The organism is Gemmiger formicilis, assembly GCF_024462815.1.
In the GTDB taxonomy this organism is placed as follows: domain Bacteria; phylum Bacillota; class Clostridia; order Oscillospirales; family Ruminococcaceae; genus Gemmiger.
Genome location: NZ_JANGCG010000004.1, coordinates 162,562 through 185,575 on the forward strand (window position 1 = coordinate 162,562; position 23,014 = coordinate 185,575).

General features: G+C 61.9%; 17 protein-coding genes. 11 read left to right on the forward strand and 6 right to left on the reverse strand.

All coding sequences use genetic code 11. From position 1 onward, the window contains the following. The first annotated feature begins 27 nt into the window (after positions 1–27). Entirely contained in the window at positions 28–2,058 is a 2,031-nt protein-coding gene (locus tag NE623_RS05705; RefSeq protein WP_256271370.1) for a GH25 family lysozyme, read from the forward strand. A gap of 105 nt (positions 2,059–2,163) precedes the next feature. On the opposite strand, the gene NE623_RS05710 is transcribed toward NE623_RS05705, so the two are convergent. The 3 genes from NE623_RS05710 to proC are packed head-to-tail and all read right to left on the reverse strand — an operon-like array spanning position 2,164 to position 5,071. Then, entirely contained in the window at positions 2,164–3,459 is a 1,296-nt protein-coding gene (locus NE623_RS05710; RefSeq protein WP_256271371.1) for a glutamate-5-semialdehyde dehydrogenase, read from the reverse strand. Positions 3,460–3,490: 31 nt separating this feature from the next. Beyond that, entirely contained in the window at positions 3,491–4,261 is a 771-nt protein-coding gene (gene proB / locus NE623_RS05715; RefSeq protein ID WP_256271372.1) for a glutamate 5-kinase, read from the reverse strand. A gap of 3 nt (positions 4,262–4,264) precedes the next feature. Further along, positions 4,265–5,071, reverse strand: coding sequence for a pyrroline-5-carboxylate reductase (gene proC / locus NE623_RS05720; RefSeq protein ID WP_256271373.1), 807 nt, complete (start codon positions 5,069–5,071; stop codon positions 4,265–4,267). 194 nt (positions 5,072–5,265) lie between these two features. Between proC and NE623_RS05725 the strand changes: the two genes are divergently transcribed. The 5 genes from NE623_RS05725 (at position 5,266) to NE623_RS05745 (ending at position 13,718) form a co-directional block, all read left to right on the forward strand. Next, positions 5,266–6,279, forward strand: coding sequence for an aldo/keto reductase (locus NE623_RS05725; RefSeq protein ID WP_256271374.1), 1,014 nt, complete (start codon positions 5,266–5,268; stop codon positions 6,277–6,279). A 228-nt stretch (positions 6,280–6,507) separates the two neighbouring features. After that, positions 6,508–7,665 (forward strand): cysteine desulfurase family protein, encoded by a 1,158-nt coding sequence (locus tag NE623_RS05730; protein ID WP_256271375.1) that lies wholly within the window; start codon positions 6,508–6,510, stop codon positions 7,663–7,665. Positions 7,666–7,698: 33 nt separating this feature from the next. Next, a complete protein-coding gene (gene thiI / locus NE623_RS05735; protein ID WP_256271376.1) occupies positions 7,699–8,892 on the forward strand; it encodes a tRNA uracil 4-sulfurtransferase ThiI in 1,194 nt (397 codons plus the stop codon). Then, complete coding sequence (locus tag NE623_RS05740) at positions 8,889–10,190, forward strand: competence/damage-inducible protein A (protein WP_256271377.1); 1,302 nt, start codon at positions 8,889–8,891, stop codon at positions 10,188–10,190. Before thiI ends, NE623_RS05740 begins: the two co-directional genes overlap by 4 nt. Before the next feature lie 27 nt (positions 10,191–10,217). After that, complete coding sequence (locus NE623_RS05745; RefSeq protein WP_256271378.1) at positions 10,218–13,718, forward strand: SpoIID/LytB domain-containing protein; 3,501 nt, start codon at positions 10,218–10,220, stop codon at positions 13,716–13,718. 254 nt (positions 13,719–13,972) lie between these two features. Here NE623_RS05745 and NE623_RS05750 read toward each other — a convergent pair whose 3' ends face one another. Then, positions 13,973–14,449 (reverse strand): NUDIX hydrolase, encoded by a 477-nt coding sequence (locus NE623_RS05750; protein ID WP_256271379.1) that lies wholly within the window; start codon positions 14,447–14,449, stop codon positions 13,973–13,975. A 70-nt stretch (positions 14,450–14,519) separates the two neighbouring features. On the opposite strand from NE623_RS05750, the gene NE623_RS05755 reads away from it, so the two are divergent. The 5 genes from NE623_RS05755 (at position 14,520) to dnaJ (ending at position 20,117) form a co-directional block, all read left to right on the forward strand. Beyond that, positions 14,520–15,053, forward strand: coding sequence for a stage V sporulation T C-terminal domain-containing protein (locus tag NE623_RS05755; RefSeq protein WP_256271380.1), 534 nt, complete (start codon positions 14,520–14,522; stop codon positions 15,051–15,053). A 237-nt stretch (positions 15,054–15,290) separates the two neighbouring features. Beyond that, positions 15,291–16,304, forward strand: a complete 1,014-nt coding sequence (gene hrcA, locus NE623_RS05760) for a heat-inducible transcriptional repressor HrcA (protein WP_256271381.1) — start codon at positions 15,291–15,293, stop codon at positions 16,302–16,304. A 21-nt stretch (positions 16,305–16,325) separates the two neighbouring features. Continuing rightward, positions 16,326–16,928, forward strand: a complete 603-nt coding sequence (locus tag NE623_RS05765) for a nucleotide exchange factor GrpE (RefSeq protein WP_256271382.1) — start codon at positions 16,326–16,328, stop codon at positions 16,926–16,928. An 80-nt stretch (positions 16,929–17,008) separates the two neighbouring features. Further along, positions 17,009–18,841 (forward strand): molecular chaperone DnaK, encoded by a 1,833-nt coding sequence (dnaK, locus tag NE623_RS05770; RefSeq protein ID WP_256271383.1) that lies wholly within the window; start codon positions 17,009–17,011, stop codon positions 18,839–18,841. A gap of 103 nt (positions 18,842–18,944) precedes the next feature. After that, entirely contained in the window at positions 18,945–20,117 is a 1,173-nt protein-coding gene (dnaJ, locus tag NE623_RS05775) for a molecular chaperone DnaJ (RefSeq protein WP_256271384.1), read from the forward strand. Between the two features lie 232 nt (positions 20,118–20,349). On the opposite strand, the gene NE623_RS05780 is transcribed toward dnaJ, so the two are convergent. Both NE623_RS05780 and NE623_RS05785 read right to left on the reverse strand, forming a co-directional pair. Next, the gene (locus tag NE623_RS05780) at positions 20,350–21,078 is read right to left on the reverse strand and encodes a MerR family transcriptional regulator (RefSeq protein WP_256271385.1); all 729 of its coding nucleotides are present in this window, start codon (positions 21,076–21,078) and stop codon (positions 20,350–20,352) included. Positions 21,079–21,398: 320 nt separating this feature from the next. Then, positions 21,399–22,802, reverse strand: a complete 1,404-nt coding sequence (locus NE623_RS05785) for an NAD(P)/FAD-dependent oxidoreductase (protein ID WP_256271387.1) — start codon at positions 22,800–22,802, stop codon at positions 21,399–21,401. Positions 22,803–23,014 lie beyond the last annotated feature (212 nt).

The following is a 23,014-nucleotide window of genomic DNA, read 5'->3' on the forward strand; positions in this document are numbered from 1 at the left end:
CTGTGTTTTCAACTGTGAGGAACAGAAATGTTTAATAAAAAGAACCCCATGCGGTATTTCTCCGGCAGTGCGTTTGCGCGGCTGCCGCTGTATAAGCTGGCAGCGGGCGGCACGGCTGTGGCGCTGACGGCCAGCATCGGTCTGGGTGCATTTGCGGCGGGCTTCACGCCTTTCAACGCGCCGGAGCCGAGCCCCACGCCGGTTGTGACGGCCACCCCCGAGACGGCGGAGAGCGCCACGCCTTCGCCCTCGCCCAGCCCGACGCCGGAGCCGGACAAGCCCCTGACGATGGAAGCCACCGTGGTGCAGCAGGACATCGGCGTGACGATTTACGTTGAGAATATCAGTGCGGACGAGCCGGAAAGCACCGCCGCCCCGCAGGCCACGCCCACCGCCACCCCCGCTAAGACGGATGACCTCGAGGCCGAAAAGACCCCGCTGCTGGGTGTGGAGGCCACCATCACGCTGGTGGACGCGGACGGCAAGACAACAGACTACCCGCTTGACCCCGAGACCGGCACCGCGCTGGCCGAGGACGTCACCCCCGGCGATTACACCGTGACCGTGCAGCCCATCGAGGGCTATATTCTGCCCGAGGCGCAGAACGTGACTGTCAAGGAAAAGGTCGTCTACAAGGCGGACGTTGCGGCGGTCAAGCAAAAAATTGTGCAGGCCAGTCAGGTCAACGAGAGCGCGGAGGACTCCGGCGTCAGCAATGCCGGCTCTGCGCCCATCGTCAACGAGGTCACCGACACCGTTACCTACGCCGAGAGCAGCAAGACCGAGGCAGGCAGCAAGACCAGCTACACCGCCAAGCTCAGCAGCAGCGGCCATCTGTTGCTCGCCGACGGCAGCGAGACCCCCTATCTGCCGGTCTATCAGGACGGCACGCAGGAGCTGATTGGCGCTACCCGCGACAGCAGCTACGCCGTGAACAACGCCACCGCCGCATGGCTGCCCGGCGCAGCCGATTCTATCACCCTGCTGGGCGCACCCGAGGGCCGTATGGCATGGGTGCACCGTGCAGACGAGCCCGCAGGCACCGCCGCCGTGCAGGAGGGTGAGCCGACCGAGGCCCCGGTGGAGTCCACCGCGCCCACGGCAGAGCCGAGCGCTGAGCCCACCCCGGCCGCCGAGCCGACACCCACGCCGGAGCCGAGCGCCGAGCCCACGCCCGAGGTGACCGCCACCCCGGCCCCCACGGCAGAGCCTACGCCGACCACGGAACCCACCGCCGCCCCCACGCCCAATGACCCCACCGCGGGCTGGCCCAATGATATTGAGGCCAAGGATCTGGCGGGCTACGGCTTTGATGTTTCCAGCAGCAGCACGGTGGAATACCAGTACACCGGCTGGCAGGAAATTGACGGCAATACGTATTATTATGACCCTGCCTCCCATCAGCCCGTCACGGGCCAGCAGGTGATCCAGGGCGATGTCTACACCTTTGCGGCGGATGGCGCACTGAACCGTACGGCCCGCGGCATTGATGTTTCCAAGTTCCAGGGCAGCATCGACTGGAACGCGGTCAAGGCGGACGGCATCACCTTTGCCATCATCCGCTGCGGCTACCGCGGCTATGGCAGCGGCGCGCTGGTCGAGGATTCGACCTACCGCGCCAACATCCGGGGCGCCATCAACGCAGGCCTGAAGGTCGGCGTCTACTTCTACAGTCAGGCCATCAACGAGGCCGAGGCCGTGGAGGAGGCCAGCATGGTGCTGAGCCTTGTGGGCGGCTACAGCCTGCCGCTGGGCGTCTACTATGACACCGAGAGCGTTGCGGGCGGCCGCGCCAATGCCATCAGCGCCGCCGAGCGCACGGCCTGCGCGGTTGCCTTCTGCGAGACCATCCGCAACGCGGGCTACCGTGCGGGTGTCTACTCCTACGCAAGCTGGTTCTACAACGCGCTGAACTTTGCCAACATCAGCAAGTACAACATCTGGATTGCCCAGTACCGCGATAAGCTCAGCTTCAACTACAAGTACAACATCTGGCAGTACACCAGCTCCGGCAGCGTCAACGGCATCTCCACGCGTGTGGATATGAATATCGGATAAAATAAAACAGCACCTGCATCAAGCGGGTGCTGTTGTTTGTTATAGGGAAAAAGGCGGCTGCGGGCGGGCAATGCCCGCCCCTACAAATAAAAGCCCGACCGGCTTTTATGCTTTGGGGTAGCAGCTCATTCTGGCGCTGCTGCCGCCGCGGGTCTGGCCGTTGCCGTGGATGATGTACTTGTAGGTGCACAGCTCGGCAAGGCCCATCGGGCCGCGGGCGTGCAGCTTCTGGGTGCTGATGCCCATCTCGCAGCCGAGGCCGAACTCTCCGCCGTCGGTAAAGCGGGTGCTGGCGTTCACATAGACCGCCGCGCTGTCCACACAGGCGGTGAACCGCTGCGCCGCAGCCGGGTCCGCCGTGATGATGGCCTCGCTGTGGTGGGTGGAGTGCTTCGCAATGTGCAGAATCGCGGCGTCCACATCGTCCACCACGGCCACACTCAGCTTGTAGTCGAGATACTCGGTGTCGAAATCCTCCGGCGCGGCGGGCACGCCGTCGATGATGGCGGCGGCGCGCTCGTCCAGATGCAGCTCCACCGGGGTCAGCCCGGCGGCAAGGCGGTCATCCACAAGGCGGGCCTTCAGCATCGGCAGAAATTCCGCGGCCACATCCCGGTGCACCAGCAGCGCTTCCTCCGCGTTGCAGACGCTGGGGCGGCTGGTCTTGGCATTTTCCACAATATCCACGGCCATGGCCAAATCCGCGGCCTTGTCCACGTAGACGTGGCAGATGCCGGTGCCGGTCTGGATACAGGGCACGGTCGCATTCTCCACGCAGGCGCGGATTAACCCGGCACCGCCGCGGGGAATCAGCAAATCCACCAGCCCATCGGCGGTCATCAGCTCGTTGGCGCTGGCGTGGGAGGTATCCTCAATCAGGCTCACGGCGCACTCGGGCAGGCGCACCTTGCGCAGGCCCGCCCGCAGTGCCTCCACAATGGCGTGGCAGCTGGCCCACGCATCGCGGCCGCAGCGCAGCACACAGGCACTGCCCGCCTTGATGGCCAGGGCGGCGGCATCGCTGGTGACGTTGGGGCGGCTCTCGTAGATGATGGCAATGACGCCCATCGGCACGGCGGTCTTTTCAATCACAAGGCCGTTGGGGCGCACAATCCGGCGCAGCACGTCGCCCACCGGGTCGGGCAGGGCGGCAACCTCGCGGATGCCCTTGGCCATATCGGTCAGGCGGCCGGGGGTCAGGGCCAGACGGTCCAGCATCACATCGCCGATGCGCCCGCGGGCGTTCTCCACGTCCTGCCGGTTGGCCTCCAGAATCTTGTCCTGCGCCGCAATCAGCGCCACGGCCATGGCCTCCAGCGCGGCATTCTTGGTGTCGGCATCGGCCAGCGCCAGCGGCATTTTTGCGCCCTGCGCGGCGTGCAGCATTTCCTGTGTGGTCATTGGAATCAAACCTCCTTTATGCGGCATTGCCTTATGCTTTCCGGCCCACAAAGCGGGTGCCAACGGACTTGCCCTCGACAATGTCGTACAGCACCTCCGCATGGGAGCCGTTCGTGATAATCATATCCACGCCTGCGGCGGTGGCGCGCTTGGCGGCCGTGACCTTGGTCAGCATACCGCCGGTGCCCAAGGACGAGCCCACGCCGCCGGCCAGCTGCTCAATCTCCGGGGTGATTTCCTCCACCACCGGGATGAGCGCTGCCTCCGGATGGGTGTGCGGGTCAGCCGTGTACAGGCCGTCAATATCCGACATCAGCACGACCAGATCCGCGTGGATGCAGGTGGCCACCAGTGCGGCCAGCGTGTCATTGTCACCCAGGGAATACTCCTCGCAGGCGACGGGGTCATTCTCGTTGATGATGGGGATGGCGTGCAGCTCCAACAGGCGCTCCAGCGTGTTCTGCAGGTTGCGGCGGCGCTGCGGGTGGTCAAAGTCCTCCCAGGTCAGCAGCATCTGGGCCACCGTGTGGTTGTACTGGCCGAACAGCCGGTCATAGGTGTACATCAGCTCACACTGGCCCACGGCTGCCGCGGCCTGCTTGGTAATCAGGTCGCGGGGCTTTTCCTCCAGCTGGAGCTTGCCCACGCCAAGCCCGGTGGCTGCCGAGGACACGATGATAAGCTGGTGCCCGGCGTTCTGGATATCGCTCCACACCTTGACTAGATCCTCGGTGTGGCGGATGTTGAGCAGCCCGCCGGGATGCGCCAGTGTGCTGGTGCCTACTTTAACGACAATACGCATAGTTTACTTCTTCCCCAAATCCTTTGTCTTTTCATACGCGGCCAGAACAGCGTCGGTCACGGCACCGCGGAAGGCGCGCTCCTCCAGCAGGCGCACACCCTGAATGGTGGAGCCGCCGGGGCTGCAGACGGCATCCTTCAGCTCGCCGGGGTGCTTGCCGCTTTCCAGCACCATGCGGGCGCTGCCCAGCAGCATCTGGGCGGCGTACTCCTGCGCCTTGGCGCGGGGCAGACCGGCCGCCACACCGCCGTCCGCCAGTGCCTCAATAAACTGGTACGCCCACGCAGGGCCGCAGCCGGACACCGCGCTGGCGGCGTCCATCAGGCTCTCGGGCACTTCGTCCAGCCGCCCGGCGGGGGCCATGGCGGCCAGCCACTCGGCCATGCGGGCGGGCTCCACATCGTCATAGCAGTACTGAATCATACCGTCGCCCAGCGCCACGGGTGTGTTGGGCATCATGCGGATGATGGGGTAGCCGCTGCCCGCCATCATCCGGATTTGCTGCATCGAAAGCCCCGCCGCCATCGTGACCAGCACAAAGGGGCGGCTCTCGGCGCGGGATTCCAGCACAGGGGCCAGCTCGTCCAGCATATCGGCCATCATCTGGGGCTTTACACCCAGAAAGATAAAGTCGCAGATGCTGGCAACCTCCTCATTGGTACCGCAGGCGCAGCCCAGCTCGGCGGCCAGCGCCTGTGCCTTGGCGGGCGTGCGGTTGGCCAGCAGAACATCCTCCGCCCCGGCACCCTTGCAGACAGCGCGGGCCACCGCGCCGCCCATATTGCCGCAGCCGATAAAACCGTATTTCATTGGTAAACCCCCTATTTACACATTATAATAAGTAATGGTAGTACACCCCACGGAATTTGTCAACGCCTAAAAATGCCGTCTGCCGGGAATGCGGGCGGATATGGAATCCGCCCCTACGGCATAGCGAAATAGCGGCTTTTATGCTATAATAAGCAGAACAGAGCAAACACATTGCAGGGAAGAGAGGCAAAGCTATGCATTACGTTGATTTTGGCAAAACAGGTCTGAAAATTTCCCGGCTGGGCTTCGGGGGTATCCCCATCCAGCGCATCGACCAGCCCGGCACGCGGGAGCTGCTGATTGCGGCCCATAAGGCGGGGGTCAACTACATCGACACCGCCCGCGCCTACACGGTCAGCGAGGAATGGATCGGCCAGTCGCTGGAGGAGGCAGGTCTGCGCGATGACTTCATTCTGGCCACCAAGTGCCGCGCCTTGACCAAGGCCGATATGGAGGCGGAAATCGCCACCAGCCTGAAGAACCTGCGCACCGACCACATTGAGGTGTTCCAGTTCCACAACCCCAGTCTGGAGGGGCTGAAAACGATTCTGGCCCCCGGCGGCGCAATGGAAGCCCTGCTGGAGGCCAAGGCCAAGGGCGTGGTCGGGCATATCGGCATCACGGCGCATCTGGCGGCGGTGTTTGAGGCCGCGCTGGACATCCCGGAAATTGAGACGATTATGTTCCCCTACAACATCGTGGAGCAGCAGGGCAAGGAGCTGATCGACCGCTGCGCCGCGGCGGGCAAGGCATTTATTGATATGAAGCCGCTGGCGGGCGGCGCGATTGAGGACGGCCATCTGGCGCTGCGGTATGTGCTGTCCAACCCGGCAGTCACGGTGGCCATCCCCGGTATGGCCACCGTGGAGGAGCTGAACGCCAACGTGGCGGGCTCTGCCGACACCGCCCCGCTGACCCCCGCGGAGGAGGCCGCCTGCCAGGCGGTGCGCAACGCGCTGGGCACCCAGTTCTGCCGCCGCTGCAATTACTGTGCCCCCTGCACGGTGGGCATTTCCATTCCCAGCGTGTTCCTGTTCCAGGGGTATCTGAACCGATACGGTCTGCAGCAGTGGGGCCGTGAGCGCTACGCCACCCTGCAGACCAAGGCTGGTGCCTGCATCCAGTGCGGCGCCTGTGAGCCGCGCTGCCCCTACAATCTGCCCATCCGCCAGATGATGAAAAAGGCAGCGGAGGACTTTGGCGAATAAATAAGAAATAATACCTTACAGCCCATCCGATCCATTTTGTTTTCGCCCCGCGGGGCGAAAACTCCACCAAATTTATTATTTATTATCTATTATTTGCCCACTCTCATAATCCCTTTTGCCTTTCCTTTTTTGGGAAAGGCTTTTTTGTGCAAAAATATTGTTTTTTGATTGGCGAACGTGTATAATTTAACCTGTATAACTTTGTGTAAAATGTGAGGAATGAGTGCTATGCTTTCCGATTCCCAGCTGCATTATCTGGATAACGCCGCCACGTCCCGGGTGGACCCGGCGGTGGCACAGGCGGTCTCTGCGGCGCTGACAGAGCTCTGGGCCAACCCCAGCAGCCTGTATGACCCGGCCGTGGCCGCACAGGATGCCATCGCCACCGCCCGCGCCCGGGTGGCCAAAACGCTGCACTGCCGCAGTGACGAGATCTACTTTACCGCCTGCGGCAGCGAGGGCAACAATATGGCCGTCACCGGCGCGGCCCGCCCGCGCAGGCACTGGGGCAACAAAATTGTTGTGACCGGCTTTGAGCATCCCAGCGTGCAGCGGCCCATCCGCGCCTTACAGGAAGAAGGCTTCACCGTGGTTGAAGTGCTGCCCGGCGCGGACGGCTGCATCGACACCCAGAAATTCCTTGCGGAAATCGACAAGAACACCGTGCTGGCCGCCTGTATGGCCGTCAACAACGAGACCGGCGCGGTGCAGGACATTGCCGCGCTGGGCAAGGGCATCAAGGCGCGCAACAGCCGCACCCACTTCCATGTGGACGCCGTGCAGGCGTGGCTGCGTATGCCGATTGACTTGCAGGCGTGGCGCGAGGTCGACACCCTGTCCGTCTCCGGCCATAAGGTGCACGCGCCCAAGGGCGTGGGTGCGCTCTTCATCCGGGACAGCCAGCGCCAGACGCTCAAGCCGCCGTATCTGGGCGGCCATCAGGAGCGCGGCCTGCGCCCCGGCACTGAGAACACCCCCTACATTGTGGGTCTGGGCGTTGCGGCGGCGCAGGGCCAGCAGAAGCTGCGCACCCGCACGGCACATATCGCAGCGCTGAACCAGCAGCTGCGCGCGGGCCTGGCGGCGCTGGACGGCGTGACGCTGAACTCCCCCGACAATGCGGTGGGGGAGATCGTGAACCTCTCCACCAACTGCATCAACAGCCAGACCTTCATCAACTATCTGAACACCCGCAGTATCTATGTCTCGGGCGGCTCCGCCTGCGATAAGGGCGAGCCCAGCCACACCCTGCTGGCGATGGGCTGCGATGACCTCACGGTCCGCACCGCCCTGCGCGTCAGCTTCTGCGCCGACAACACGGCCGAGGACGTCGAGGCGCTGCTGGCCGGTCTGCGCGACGGCCTGCGCGAATTACAGCATATTTAATTGATACCGCTTTAATCGGAAAGGAATATCCCAATGAAAGAAATCATCCTCGCCTATCAGGGCGAAATGACGTTAAAGGGCCTGAACCGCGGCAAGTTTGAGGCGCGGCTGGCCAAGACCATCCGCTGGCGGCTTGAGCCGCTGGGCAAGTTCAAGGTCTATCAGGCCCAGAGCACCGTTTTCATCGAGCCGAAGGAGGAGGGCCTTGATATGGACGAGGCCTTCCGCCGCGTCTCCCGCGTGTTCGGCATCGTCAAGCTCAGCCGTGCGGTCGAGTGCCCCAAGGACTTTGACGCCATCTGCGAGACCGCCGAGGCCTACCTCGGCGAGACGCTGCGCGGCCTGCGCACCTTCAAGGTCGAGGCCAAGCGCGCCGACAAGACCTACCCGATGAAGAGCCCCGAAATCTGCCGTGAGCTGGGCGCGTATCTGCTGGACAAGCATCATCATCTGCGCGTTGACGTCCACAACCCCCAGCTGGAAATTATGGTGGAAATCCGCGACCACGCCGCCTACGTCCACGGCCCCAAGGTCGAGGCTGCGGGCGGTCTGCCCGTGGGCACCAGCGGCCGTGCGCTGAACCTGCTGTCCGGCGGCATTGACAGCCCCGTGGCCGCGTGGTGCATGGCCCGCCGCGGTCTGGCGCTGCACCACATCCACTTTGCCAGCCCGCCCTACACCAGCCTGCGTGCCAAGCTGAAGGTGCGCGACCTCGCCCGCGAGCTGGTGGAGTACACCGGCAACTGCACGCTGTTTGTGGTGCCCTACACCAAGCCGCAGGAGTACATCCGCGACCACGCGCCGGACGTGCTGTTCACCGTGCTGATGCGCCGCAGTATGCTGCGTATTGCCAATCAGGTTGCCAAAAAGCTGGAGCTGCAGGCCCTGATTACCGGCGAGAGCCTGGCACAGGTTGCCAGCCAGACCATGGCGGCGCTGGCCTGCACCGACCAGGCGCAGGATTTGCCGGTGCTGCGCCCCTGCATCGGCATGGACAAGATTGAAATCATCAATATATCGCGCAAAATCGGAACGTTTGATACGTCGATCGAGCCGTATGAGGACTGCTGCACGATTTTCACCCCGCCGCACCCCAAGACGAACCCGACGCTGGATGAAATCCTTGCCGCCGAGGCCGCCATGCCCGAGCTGGCCGCGCTGGAAACCGAGGCCGCCGAGAACGTGGAAAAAATCTTTATCCGTATGGGAGAGGATGATTTGCTGTGACCGCTGAAATCATCTGTGTCGGCACCGAGCTGCTGTTGGGGGACATCGTCAACACCAACGCGCAGTTCCTGAGCCGTGAGCTGGCCGAGCTGGGCATCAGCGTGCTGCACCAGCACGTGATTGGCGATAACCCCGCCCGCCTGAAAGAGCTGGTGCTGCAGGCCAAAAGCCGCAGCGATTTGCTGGTGTTCTCCGGCGGCCTTGGCCCGACCGAGGACGATTTGACAAAGGAAACCGTGGCCGAGGCGTTCGGCGATACGCTGGCCTTTGACGAGGCGGAGTGGCAGAAAATCCTTGATTTTTTTGCCCGCACGAACCGCCGTCCGACCGAGAACAACCGCAAACAGGCCATGTGCCCGACCATCGGGCATAAGCTCATCAATGACCATGGCACCGCCCCCGGCGCCTGGTTTGAGGACAAGAACGGCCACTGCGCCGCGCTGATGCCCGGCGTGCCGCGGGAGATGAAGGCCATGTGGGCCGAGCAGGTGCGCCCGATTCTGCAGGCGCGCCAGAACTGCACGATTCACAGCCGCACCCTGCGTGTGCTGGGCGGCGAGAGCGCGATTGCCAGCAAGGTAGCCCCGCTGTTTGAGGCCGTCAACCCCACCGCCGCCATCTACTGCAAGACCGGCGAGTGTGAAATCCGCGTGACGGCCCGCGAGGCCACCGCGCAGCAGGCGGAGGACGCCTGCAACGCCCGCATTGCGGAATTTAAAGAGATACTGGGCGCAGCCGCCTATGACGTGGACGTGCCCGCGCTGGAATACACGGTTGTGCGCGTCCTGCGTGAGCACGGCCTGCACGCCGCCACGGCGGAAAGCTGTACCGGCGGTATGATTGCCGAGCGCCTGACGAACGTGCCCGGCTCCAGCGAGGTGTTCGGCTTTGGCTTTGTCACCTACGCCGAGGCCGCCAAGCAGCAGCTGCTGGGCGTGGATGCCGCCGTGATTGAACGGTACAACGTAGTATCCGGCCCGGTGGCCGCGGCTATGGCGTTCGGCGCGGCGAAAGCGTCCGGCGCAGAGCTGGCCGTGGGCATCACCGGGCTGGCAGGCCCCGGCGGGGCGCTGCCCGGCAAGCCGGTGGGCACGGTCTATCTGGCCGGTGCCGACACCCGCACCAATCAGGGTTACCTGATGCGGCTGACGCTGGGCGGCTATCAGGACCGCGCCATCATCCGCACCCGCGCCACGCTCTACGCGCTGGATATGCTCCGTCGCATGGCGCTGGGTCTGGACGTGCCGGACAGCGTGAAGTTCACGCCCGCCACCCCGGACGCAGATTTGAATATTTAAGACTCCAATCAACAGAAAGGCTCCACTATGGTCAACACTCAACTGAAAATCCTGCGTGTTTTCGGGCCTACCGGCGCGGAAGTCTCCGCCGTACTGCGCACCATCCGGGACGATGGCTGCCCCGGTCTGCGCCTGCTGGAACGCGACGGCGAATTTGCCATCTGCGTGCAGGTCAGCGCCCCCAACCGCGCTATGGCGGAGCAATACTGTGACAAATGGGCCGCACGGCTGCGCGCCAAATTTGGCGATGACGTCTTTGCCGAGGGCGAAACCAGTCTGGCACAGGCCACGCTGGACGCCATGCTGGAAAAACGCAAGCTGCTGGTGGCTGTGGACGAAACCACGGGCCGCCTGCTGGGCACGCTTTTGCAGCCGCTGCCCCACAGCGAGGCCGTCTTTGACTTTGGCACCGAGAGCTACGCCGACCCGCAGAAGGCGCGCCGCATCACAATTCCCGAGCAGCTGCTCAAGCGCTTCCCCGGGGATGTGGTGCAGGCCGCGGCGGGCCGTGCGCTGGCCGCTTTGCAGGTGACCGGCGCGGACTACGCCGCCGCCTATATGCCCGCCAGCGTGGGGCAGTGCCCCTTTGTGCTGATGTGCGACCGCCGCGGCGCGGTGGCCTGCGCCCTGCCGCCCGATATGAACGATGTTTTCATCGGCAACCAGATTCTGGATCTGCTGCGCCGCCGCCTGTTTGGTTTGCAGCTGACGGATTCCTGCATCACCTTCCGTCCGGGGCATGACCGGCCGCTGCTGGTTGTGTCGGAGGCAGGCCGGAGCCGCGGCAACACGGTGCGGTTCTCGCTGCGCCGCCGCACGCCCCCCACGCGGGACGCCGACCACACGGCGGATTTTGAGCCGATGCTCGACTTTGACGCCCCGAAGCCGGTGGCACCGCCCCCCGCACAGGATGCGCCAGAGCCCCGGCACCGCACGCTGCGCCGCCACGAGGCCGCCCCCACGCCGCCGCCCGCCGCGCCGGAAGTCTCCGAGCCGACCGGGGTTATCCGCTTTGAGAGTGAGGTGGACGCCGCCCCGGCAGAGCCCGCCGCGCCCGACCCGCTGGACATTCAGACCGCCGGGCCCGAGGCCGCGCACCATGCCCGCATCCGCCGCGCACGGCCCATGACGGCCCCGCCCGCCGAAATGCCGGTGCAGCCCGCGCCCGGGGCGGACGCCGCCCCGGCACGCTCGGTGCTGGATAACGATATTCCTGACTTCTCTGCAGACCTTGACCCCGCCGCCATCGCCGCGGCACAGGCGGCGGACGATGCCGCCGAGGCCGCAGGGCACAGCGCCAGCGTGGAGGACTTTACCCGCGCCGCCACCCAGCTGTTTGACACGAGTGCGGTCGAGGAGGCCGCCCGCGAGAAAGAAAAGAAAAATCATCATAAGAACGAAGATGATGCGGACGATCTGCCGCCGCTGCCCACACGCCAGCCCGCACCCGGCAGCATCAAGAACCGCAGCCTTGAAATTATCGAAAAGAGCGAGGCCCGCCGCCGCCGCACCGTGACGATGATTCTGGTGGTCCTTGTGCTGGCCGCGCTGGTCGGCGCGGGGGCGCTGTGGGTGTTCTTCCGCAACGATCTGGGCGCACGCCCCGCCGCCAAGAGCTACGGCACGGCGCTGTATGACAACACGGCGGAGAGCTATCTCGGCAAGGCGCTGAAAAAGCGCCCCGGTGTGGTGGCGTATTTGGGCTGGCCCGGCATGGACGGCAGCTTTGTCTATTCCGCCGACACGCCCACCCCGGAAACCGAGGAGAGCGCCGCGCCGCAGAGCTTTACCCGCTTTGCCACGCCCAGCGCGCTGGACGCCGCCGCCCCCGGCAACACCGTGCTGACCACCACCGACCCCGCGCTGGCCGCGCTGGCGCAGGAGGACGGCATCCGCCAGAACAGCGGCTTTACGCTCTACACGGCGGGCAAGACCTACCGCTTCAAGGTGCTGGCGGTCTACTACTATGACCCCGACGAGCAGGGTGAGGGTGCGTTTGATTTGTACGGCAGCACCGACCTTTCCAACTATTATGATTACCTGACCTTTGTGGCGGGGATTCAGGCCCGCACGCTGTACGATACCGGCGTAGACGTGGGCGACGAGGCCCGCTTCCTGACCATTGCCGGGGACAGCGGCGTGGACGGCGCACAGCTCTGTGTGACCGGCCGCCTGATTGAGGACGGTGAGGCCGCTGTGCTGAACACCGCGGCCATCACCGCGGCGGATGCCCCACTGCTGACCGCCGCCCAGTACATGAGCAAGGGCCAGCCGATGCCCTCGGTCAGCGAGCTGATGAAGGCCAGCGTGGATCGCTACGCCCAGCAGAGCGCCGCCACCCAGGCCGCCCACAAGAACGGCACCGGGGACAGCGCGGTGGATATGGACGAGCTGAACCAGCAGGTCAACGATATGCAGGCCCTAACCGACAGCCTGCTGGCCAGCACCGATAAGCTGATGGCCGGCCTGACCGACATTGCGGGCTCGGCCAACGCGACCGAGACCGACCTGAACAAGGGCGCCGAGGGCTCCCTGCCGGAGCAGACCATTACGGTGGATCAGCTGACAAGCAGCACCGCCACGGCCACGCCTGCCCCCACACCCGAGCCCACAGCTGCCCCGGAAAGCAGCGACAGCAGCGCGGACAGCGCTGTTGAAACGCCCGCGCCCACCGAGGCCCCGCAGCCCGACAACAACGCCGGGTCGAGCGCCGCAGGGGAGACCATCAACGTGACGATGAACGGCACCGCGCAGTCGATGGACCTTGTGCGCTGCCTTGCGATGGTGGCGCAGAACGAGCTGGGCCCCAACGCGCCCGCCGAGGCCTACAAGGCCCAGTGCGTGGCCACCCACTGCTGGATTCTGAGCCAGTCGGGCTATCCGTCCGTGCTGGGCGCAGAGCCGGGCGCTGCCGCACTGGCCGCCGCGCAGGAGGTTGCCCATGTGCTGGTGACCTACAATGGGCAGGTCTGCTTCACGCCGTACTTTGCCTCCGCCAGCACCGGCACGGCCTCCTCGGCCGATGTCTGGGGCGGCGAACGCGCCTGGCTGCAGGCGGTGGACAGCCCCTATGACCAGAGCGTGGCCAGCAACTGGAACACCAACGGCAACTCCAGCGGCACAGCCCGCTTTGCACGCGCCACGCTGGAAAGCCGTATCCGCGACAAGCTGGGTGTGGATTTGTCCGGCGTGGACCCTAACAGCTGGTTTACCATCAAGAGCGCCAACCAGTACGGCTGGGTGGCCAAGATTCAGGTTGGCCCGGACGGCAACAGCGAGACGGTCAGCGGCCGCTGGTTCCGCGAGAACCTGCTGGCCCGCCAGAGCGTGGACGGTCGAAGCCTGCGCAGCCAGTGCTTTACGGTCAGCTACAACGCCGATTTGGATTGCTTTATCTTTGATGTGTACGGCTACGGCCACGGCTGCGGCATGAGCCAGTGGGGTGCCATCGGCTACGCCCGCAACGGCTGGGGGTATCAGGATATTTTGACCCATTACTTTACCGGGACAACGATTACGACCTATTAAATACAACAAACACGCAGACGGTTTTAGCAACCGCCTGCGTGTTTTTTGGTTGTGGGGGGGAGAAAAAAATAGGGAGCCTACGGGAAACCTGCGGGCGGCATATATGCCGCCCCTACGGATGCGAACCGGGAACGGCATATTATGGCGCGCTTTCGGCGGGGTGAGGTCACCCCGCCCTACGCATAACCCAAAATCATTGCGCAGTAGGGGAGGGGCTCTGCTCCGCCCGGAGGGGGTACCCGCGGGGGAAGCTTTTATAGCGGCAGCTCCCGCCCATCCAGCACTGCCCTCTGCAAAACATCCCCGGCGTAGGTCAGCTCCAGATGGAAAAACGGCGCGTTTTCGGCCAGAAGGCGGAAGAAAATCTTGTCCCCCTGCCAGATGGGCAGCGCCTGCACGGCGGCCTTATCCACCCATTCCAAACAGCCCTCGTCACACTCCGTCATAGTGCCGGAAAAATCGGTGCAGGTGTACAGGTGCATCCGTTCGGCGGGCCATGGTTCACAATAAAAATCAACGATGCCGCGATATTCCGGCGCGTGCATTGTCAGGCCGGTCTCCTCGCGCACCTCCCGCATAACGCAGGCCAGCGCGTCCTCGCCGGGCTCAAATTTGCCGCCTACGCCCACCCATTTGTCATGGTTGACGTCATTTTTCTTTTTCACGCGGTGCAGCATCAGGTAGGCACCGTCCTTTTCCAGATAGCAAAGCGTGGTCTGCAATAAGTCCATACCAAAAACCTCTTACATATTTATATGCGTTCCCGCAGATACTACCATAAAAAACCAGGAGGTAGCAGCGATGAGAGCAACCGGAATTGTGCGCCGCATTGATGAGCTGGGCCGGGTGGTCATCCCGAAGGAAATCAGGCGCACCCAGCGGATAAAATACGGCGATTCTTTGGAAATTTTTACCGACAAAAACGGTGAGGTGGTCTTTAAAAAGTATTCGCCGCTGGCAGAGTTGGGCGAGCCCGCCGCGCTTTACGCCGATGTGCTGGCCCGGCGACTGCAATGCGCCGTGCTGGTCTGCGACCGGGAGCGCGTTGTGGCGGCGGCCGGTGCGGGGCGGACCGGGCTGCAGGGGCTTGCGCTGCCGCCCGCGGTGGAGGCTCTGCTGGCCCGGCGCAAGCTGTACACCGCCCCGGCTGCCGGGCCACGCCTGCCGCTGGGGGAGAGGCACACGCTGCTTTGCGCTGCGCCGATACTGGCCCGCGGCGATATGGAGGGCGGCGTGCTGCTGCCCGGCACGGCGCGTGACCCGCTGCCCGATGCCGAGACCGTACAGGCCGCCGCAATCGCCGCAGAGTTTCTGGCGCGCTGGATGGAGGAGTGACGAAGGCCGCTGCCCCTGCCGCGCAGCCCGCCTGCACCGGGGCGGCGGGGGCGGGGCGCGGCCCCTACATATATAATAGGTAAAGTGCTGCATGGGATTGTGACGAAACTGTTAAACTTACAAAAAATTCGGAAAAACTCTTGACAGTTTGCAAAACGGGATTATAATAAACTTAGCACTCAGAGATAAAGAGTGCTAAACAAACCCAAAACAAGCAATCCAAAGGAGATGAGCAGCATGGCGATGGATGCCCGCAAGCAGCGGATACTGGAAGCCATTGTTGCCCTGTACGCCAACGGCGGCGAACCGGTCGGTTCGGGCCTGCTGGCAAATTACTTTGACATGGCACTGTCCAGCGCGACACTGCGCAACGAGATGGCCGCCCTTACCAAGCTGGGCCTGCTGGAGCAGCCCCACACCAGCGCGGGCCGCGTGCCCAGCGCGCAGGGCTACCGCTACTACCTCGACCATCTGATTGACGCGCCGAAAATCTGCGCCCTGCCGGAGGAGGATCGCCATCACATTGACGACCTCTTTGCAGGCATGGACGCCGAGCCGGAAAAGCTCGTGCCCGCTGCAACGCGCAGTCTGGCTGATTTGACCGGCTGCGCCGCCGCCGCCACCACGCCGCAGGCCCCGGATCTCTGCATCGCCCACTTTGAGGTGGTGCAGGTGGGCCGGTACTCCGCCGCGGTGCTGGCCGTTACCAGCGCGGGCGGCGTGCGTACCCGCGTGGCCCGCGTGGACACCGGCCTGACCCGGGATGACGCCGCCAATCTGGCGCAGCTGCTCAACCGCGGGCTCACGTTTGTGGCCCCGCAGGACCTGACCCCGATGCTGCTGGCCAGCATGGTGCTGGCGGCAGGCGAGCGTCTGGCCCCGGTGGTGCTGGCCGCGCAGGCGCTGGTCACCACCGGCCCGCAGGCCTGTCTGGAGGGCGCGCAGTATCTGGCAAAGATGCCGGACGTGCGCCAGAATCTGGGCACGCTGTTGGAGATTTTCTCTGACAATGAGGCCGCGACCGAGCTGATTCGCCCGGAAGGCAACAGGATTACCGCCACCTTGGGCTGTGACCTTGACCCCGCAATGCCGGGTGCCTGCATCGTCAGCAAGCGGTACCTTGCGGGCGGCGGGCTGACAGGCTCGGTAGCCATCATCGGCTCCACCCGCATGGAATACCAGCGCCTGCTGCCGATTCTGGACTACTTTGCCGCCAAGCTGGGGCAGAGCATGGCCGGGCAGGGCCAATAAAGAAAGAAGGAGAGACCCGCAATGAGCCACGAAGAAGAAACCAAGCAGACCACTGCACAGGAAGCGGAACAGGCAAAGGCACCGGAAGCCGCTGCACAGGAGACCCCCGCGCCCGAAAAGGCCGCGGAAAAGCCGGAGGGCAAGCATATGGGCAAGCACCATCATGAGACCGCGGCTTTGCAGGCCAAGCTGGAGGCGGAGGAAAAGAAGAGCGCCGAGCTGAAGGATCAGCTGCTGCGCACCGCCGCCGAGTATGATAACTACCGCAAGCGCAGCCAGCGCGAGGCTGACCAGAAGTTCAACGATGGCGTTTCCCACGCCGTGACCCAGATTCTGGGCATTCTGGACACGCTGGATATGGCCGCAAATGCCGCCTGCGCCGACGAGAACTACAAGAAGGGCGTTGTGATGACGCTGGACAAGGCCGCAAAGGCCCTGGAAGTGCTGAACATCACCGAGATTGAGGCCCTGAACAAGCCCTTTGACCCCAACTTCATGAACGCCGTCCAGCAGGTTCCCGCCGCCGAAGGGCAGGAAAGCGGCAGCGTGGTGCAGGTTTTCCAGAAGGGCTACAAAATCGGCGACAAAATCATCCGCCATGCGATGGTTGTTGTTGCAGAGTAAGGCAAACCGGATTGCAAAATCCGTTTTCATATAAATTGACATTACCACATTCAAAGCAAATTTGAAGGGAGTTTTATAGTATGAGTAAGATTATCGGTATTGACCTTGGTACTACCAATAGCTGCGTCGCTGTTATGGAAGGCGGCGAGCCCGTTGTCATCGCGAACGCTGAGGGCGCCCGCACTACCCCGTCTGTTGTCGGCTTTACCAAGACCGGCGAGCGTCTGGTTGGTCAGGTCGCAAAGCGTCAGGCCATCACCAACCCGGAGAACACCATCTCCTCCATCAAGCGTAAGATGGGCACGGCCGAGAAGGTTCACGCAGGCGGCAAGGACTACACCCCTGAGGAAATCAGCGCAATGATTCTTTCCAAGCTGAAGGCTGACGCCGAGGCTTATCTGGGCGAGCCCGTTACCGAGGCGGTCATCACCGTCCCCGCTTACTTCAACGATAGCCAGCGTCAGGCCACCAAGAACGCAGGCACCATCGCTGGTTTGAACGTCAAGCGTATCATCAACGAGCCCACTGCTGCGGCACTGGCCTACGGCGTTGACAAGGAAACCGACCAGAAGATTATGGTCTATGACCTGGGCGGCGGCACCTTCGATGTCTCCATCATCGAGATGGGCGACGGCGTTACCGAGGTTCTGTCCACCAACGGCGATACCCATCTGGGCGGCGATGACTTCGATGAGCGCATCATCAACTGGATGGCTGAGGACTTCCAGCGCGAGAACAACATCGACCTGCGCAAGGACAAGATGGCTGCCCAGCGCTTGAAGGAGGCCGCTGAGAAAGCTAAGATTGAGCTGTCCAGCGCTACCACTACCAACATCAACCTGCCCTTCATCACCGCTGACGCCAACGGCCCCAAGCATCTGGATATGACGCTGACCCGCGCCAAGTTCAATGAGCTGACCGCTGACCTGGTTGAGCGCACGATGACCCCTGTCCGCAAGGCTCTGGCTGACGCTGGCCTGAAGGCTTCCGATTTGGCCAAGGTCCTGATGGTCGGTGGCTCTACCCGTATCCCCGCCGTCTATGACGCTGTCAAGAAGGAGCTGGGCTGCGAGCCGTTCAAGGGCATCAACCCCGATGAGTGCGTTGCTGTCGGTGCTTCCATCCAGGGCGGCGTCCTGACCGGCGAGAAGAAGGGTCTGCTGCTGCTGGATGTCACCCCGCTGAGCCTCGGCATCGAGACGCTGGGCGGTGTCTGCACCAAGATTATCGACCGCAACACCACCATCCCCACCAAGAAGAGCCAGATTTTCTCCACCGCTGCGGACAACCAGCCCAGCGTTGAGGTCAATGTCCTGCAGGGCGAGCGTGAGTTTGCCCGCGACAACAAGAGTCTGGGAACCTTCCATCTGGACGGCATTGCTCCGGCTCCCCGTGGCGTGCCTCAGATTGAGGTTACCTTCGACATCGACGCCAACGGCATCGTGCACGTCAGCGCGAAGGATCTGGGCACCGGCAAGGAGCAGAGCATCACGATTACTGCTTCCACCAATATGAGCAAGGACGACATCGACAAGGCTGTCAAGGACGCCGAGCAGTATGCCGCCGAGGACAAGAAGCGCCGCGAGGAAGTCGATGTGCGTAACAACGCCGACCAGATGGTGTTCCAGACCGAGAAGGCTCTGGGCGAGTTCGGCGACAAGGTCTCCGCTGAGGAGAAGAGCGAGGTTGAGACCAAGCTCTCCGCCCTGAAGGAAGCCCTGAAGTCCGGCAGCATTGACGACATCAAGGCAAAGCAGGACGAGCTGCAGAAGGCTTTCTACGCCATCAGCGAGAAGGTTTACCAGCAGGCCGCTCAGGCACAGGGCCAGCAGCCCGGTGCACAGCCCGGCCCCGATGCCGGCGCACAGCCGAAGGATGACGGCGCCGTTGACGCTGACTTCCACGAGGTCTGATAACCAGTAACCCATAATAAGGCCGCCGCTGGGCAACCCCGGCGGCGGCCCTTGGGGGTTATGGAGAAATTGAAATTCAACCCAAATAGAGGGGATAGATTCTATGGCTGAAAAACGTGATTATTACGAGGTGCTGGGAATCGGCAAAAACGCCACCGATGCCGAGATTAAAAGCGCCTACCGCAAGCTGGCCAAAAAGTACCATCCCGACCTGAACCCCGGCGATAAGACCGCCGAGGAGAAGTTCAAGGAGGTCAACGAGGCCAACGATGTACTTTCCGACCCGGATAAGCGCAAGCGCTATGACCAGTTCGGCTTTGCCGGGGTCGATCCCAACTATGGGGCCGGCCAGCCCGGCGGCGGCTACGGTGGCTTTGGCGGCGGCTTCGGCGCAGGCGGCGTGGATCTGGGTGATATCTTCGGCGATATTTTTGGCGGCAGTTTCGGCGGCTTTGGCGGCTCGACCCGTTCCAACCCCAACGCTCCGCGCAAGGGCCATGATATTCAGGCCAGTGTCATTTTGACCTTTGAGGAGGCGGCCCACGGCTGCGCCAAGAAGGTCACGCTGAACCGCCAGCAGACCTGCCCGGACTGCAACGGCAACGGCTGTGCGCCCGGCACCAGCCCCGAAACCTGCACCGAGTGCGGTGGCCGCGGCTATGTGGTGACCCAGCAGCGCACGCCCTTTGGTGTGATGCAGAGCCAGCAGCCCTGCCCGCACTGCGGCGGCCGCGGCACCATTATCAAGAACCCCTGCAAGACCTGCCGCGGCACCGGCAAGACCAGTGCCCGCAAGACGCTGGAGGTCAAGATTCCCGCGGGTATCGACGACGACCAGAACATTGCACTGCGTGGTCAGGGCGATGCAGGCACCAACGGTGGCCCCGCTGGTGATGTGATTGTTCACGTGACCGTCAAGACAGACGCCGTGTTTGAGCGCGATGGCTACGATGTGTATGTCCGTGTGCCGATTACCTACTCGCAGGCCGTGCTGGGCGCCGAGATTGAGGTGCCCACCGTGGATGGCAAGGTTGCCCAGAAGATTCCCGAGGGCACGCAGAGTGGCACGAAGTTCCGCCTGCGCGGTCAGGGCATCCAGTATCTGAACGGCCGCGGCCGCGGTGACCAGTACGTCATTGTGGATGTGGAAATTCCCAAAAAGCTGAACCGCACCCAGCGCGAAGCCCTGAAGACGTTTGAGGACAGCCTGAAGGACGAGAACTACGAAAAGCGCAAGAGCTTCTTCAAAAATTTGAAGGACAGGTTTATGTCATAAAGGGTAAATAAGGCAACCGCCCCTGACAGTGCAGCAATACACCGTCGGGGGCGGTTTTGTTGTGAAATTCAGAGTTGCTTGGTACGGTTGAAACTTCCTGCTCGGTTGTAGGGGCCGTTTTGATGGTTTTGCATAGGTGGAACCGACGGCAATGCCGTCACCCCATATCGGCATTTTTGTTTTGTTGCCGCAGAGGGGGACCTGGCATCCGCTTGGCGTTCATATTCAAACTTCACTTTTCACAATACACGAAAATTGCCTCTCTTACAAATTTCGCTGTTCCTTCTCCGCCAAAACGGTCAATGTTCTTCTTAAAACGATCATCACAGACATACATTTCGCTCAATTCTTTTAAAATGCCATTGCTGCAAGTGTAGAAGTTTTCATTTATATAGGCTTGCAAAGCGGCTATTTTTTCTTGAACAGCCTTATCTGTAGGGGGTAATTGTTTCATCGCTCCTAAATCAGTGAACAACGACATAATCTCATTGACAAATTTAGAATCGTTGTGTTCACTGTGAGAAACAACTCGTTGTTCATACTCTTGATACGCTTTGGAATTTCCCCATTTTAATTTAACCTCCGCCTTGTATTGTTCAATTTCATTTGTATCAAAAACTTCAAAATTCATTGTCTTTACGCCTTTGGTTTGAATTTCACGGGCAAAGGAAATAAGCTCGCCTATATGCTTATATTGCAACTCTAACAGCTTGATTTGCTGCGCTATTGTTTCTTCCTGATTAAAATCAGGACTATCAAGAAATTCTTTAATTTCCTTTAGGGGAAATTGCAATTCACGAAACAACAGGATGCTTTGCAAACGACTAAGGGCTGTATCGTCATACATTCGGTAGCCTGCATCAGTTACTTTTGTAGGCGTTAAAAGGCCAATGGCATCATAATAGTGTAGTGTGCGCACACTGACACCCGTGAGTTTGCTGACATCTTTTACTGTTCGCATATGTATCACTCCTTCCCGTGTAGTATCATTCTAAACCATAACGCAACGTCAGAGTCAATAGGGTTTTAAATATTTTTAGGGTTTGCTATTGCCCGGAGGGGTCAAGACCCCTCCCTACAGGCTTGGATTGGATGGGACGTGAACCCGGGTAAAGGGGTGTGCCGGGAGCTTGCGGGCCGCATATATGCGGCCCCTACGGAGCGACCTAATCAATATGCACATAACAAAACAGAGGATACAGCCTACCAAAGCTGTATCCTCTGTTTTTGTTCAAAATTCTTTTGGTTCTTTTCTTATAAGAAAAGAATATCCGTACTTTCTCAGAAGCCGTGCTTCTCCATCAGCTTGCGGCCCATCAGGACGCCCATGACGGAGGCCATCATCAGGCCGCGGGTCCAGCCGGAGGAATCGCCCAGGCAGTGCAGACCGACGATGTTCGTCTCCAAATCGGTGTCCATCTTGACCTTGTTGGAGTAGAACTTCAGCTCGGGGCTGTAGAGCAGCGTCTCGGGGCTGGCAAAGCCGGGCACAACCTCGTCCATCATCTTGATGAACTCAATGATGTTGACCATGGCGCGGTAGGGCATGGCGGCGGTGATGTCACCGGCCACGGCATCCTTCAGGGTCGGGCGCACGTTGGTGCGGGCCAGCTCGTTGGCCCAAGTGCGCTTGCCGTCCAGAATATCGCCGTAGCGCTGCACCAGAATGTGGCCTGCACCCAGCATATTCGTCAGCTCGCCGACCTTCTGCGCGTAGGCGATGGGCTGGTTGAACGGCTCGGTAAAGTTGTGGCTGACGAGAATCGCAAGGTTGGTGTTGTTGCTCTTCTTCTCCTTGAAGCTGTGACCGTTGACAACCGCAAGGTCATTATCGTAGTTTTCCTGCGCGACAAAGCCGCCGGGGTTCTGGCAGAAGGTGCGCACCTTGTTGCGCCACGGGGCCGGGTAGCCGATGAGTTTGCCCTCGTAGAGAACCTGATTGATTTTCTCCATGACCTCGTTGCGGCACTCCACGCGGACGCCAATGTCAACGGTGCCGGGCTTGTGGGCAATGTTGTGCTCGGCGCAGATTTTCTCCAGCCAGTCCGCGCCGCGGCGGCCGGTGGCAATGACCACCTGCTTGGCCAGCACATCGCGGGTGCCGTCCTTCTCGCGCAGGCGCACACCCTTGCAGACGGAATCCTCAAGAATGATGTTCTCGCACTCGGTGTTGAACAGCATCTCAACGCCCGCGTCAGCCAGATAATTCTGGATGTTTAAGTAGAGCTGCTGGGCCTTCTCGGTGCCTAGGTGGCGGATGGGGCAGTCGACCAGCTGCAGGCCCGCCTGAATGGCGCGCTTGCGGATGCCCTTGATGTCGGGGCCTTCGTAGACGCCCTCCACCTTCGGGTCTGCACCGAACTCCAGATAAATCTTGTCGGTGTAGTCGATGAGCTCCTGCGCGAAATCCTCGCCAATCAGGTCGGGCAGCTCGCCGCCGACCTGATAGGACAGCGACAGCTTGCCGTCAGAGAAGGCACCCGCACCGGAAAAGCCGGTTGTAATGGCACAGGTCGGCTTGCAGTTTACGCAGACGCCGGTTTTGTCCTTGGGGCAGTGGCGCTTTTCCACAGGCTTGCCCTTTTCGACAAGCAGAATCTTGTGGGGGTTGCAGCTCTTGCGCAGCAGCTCCAGCGCGGTGAAAATGCCGGCAGGGCCGGCGCCTACGATGATAAGGTCATACATGGATGGGGGTTCTCTCCTTTAAAAATAACTCGCGATTCTTCGCGCGGGAAACAGAATAAGGTGCGGCGGCCAGAGGACTAGCCGCCCTACAGGGCAATCAATAAGATACCGGAAATGTAGGGCGGGCAGTCCTCTGCCCGCCGCGGGGCGTTGCATACTTCCGGGTGATTATAGGGGCGGATGCTTGCATCCGCCCGCGGGGGGGGGGGGGG